At 48.7% G+C, this 821-nt stretch carries 1 pseudogene; it reads left to right on the forward strand.

Annotated features, from left to right (window positions below):
• Nucleotides 1–644 (forward strand): annotated as a pseudogene (locus ACWPVL_RS11760) (class I tRNA ligase family protein); the annotation flags it as partial.
• Between the last annotated feature and the right edge of the window lie 177 nt (nt 645–821).

Consider the following 821-nt stretch of genomic DNA (forward strand, 5'->3'; position numbering starts at 1 on the left):
CCACTGCGCTTGGAATCGAACCGGCGACTGCGCATCCGCGAGCCATTTAGATGATCCCGGATATTGTCGATGTCGTCCAGGATTTAATTGCAAAAGGCTATGCATATGCGGTTGATGGGGATGTTTACTATCGCGCCCGTAAATTCAAACATTACGGCGAGTTATCCCATCAAAATGTTGATGAACTCGAAGAAGGTGCCAGTCAGCATATCACACAAGAAGAGCTGGACAAGAAAGAAGATCCAATCGATTTTGCCTTGTGGAAAGCTGCTAAACCCGGTGAAATCAGTTGGGACTCACCATGGGGTAAAGGGCGGCCAGGTTGGCACATCGAATGCTCGGTTATGAGTACCCAACTCCTTGGGGATACATTTGATATTCACGGCGGCGGTCAGGATCTTGAATTTCCGCACCATGAAAACGAAATTGCCCAAAGTGAGGCCAAAACCGGCAAGCAGTTTGTGCGTTATTGGATGCACAACGGGTTTGTGACCATTGGCGAAGATGACCAGAAAATGAGCAAGTCGCTGGGTAATTTTATTACGGTCCATGATATTCTCAAAACGGTCGATCCCCAGGTTTTACGTTTCTTCATGGCGGGGACGCACAATTCGATGCCGGTTCCTTATTCACAAGAGAAATTATAAAATAGCCCTCCTATCCTTAATCGTTCTAAAATATCCCCGGTTAACCTGGGTCCTCGTCTCCCCCACCTCCTCCCCGCCCGTGATGACATGGCCACCGCTTCGCTTTTAAACTTAACACACCTTTCTCCTCCTGGTATCGGCGGTGATTGTATCACTCCACATGGCCCTGCTGTG

This window comes from Streptococcus sp. Marseille-Q8145 (assembly GCF_965112035.1).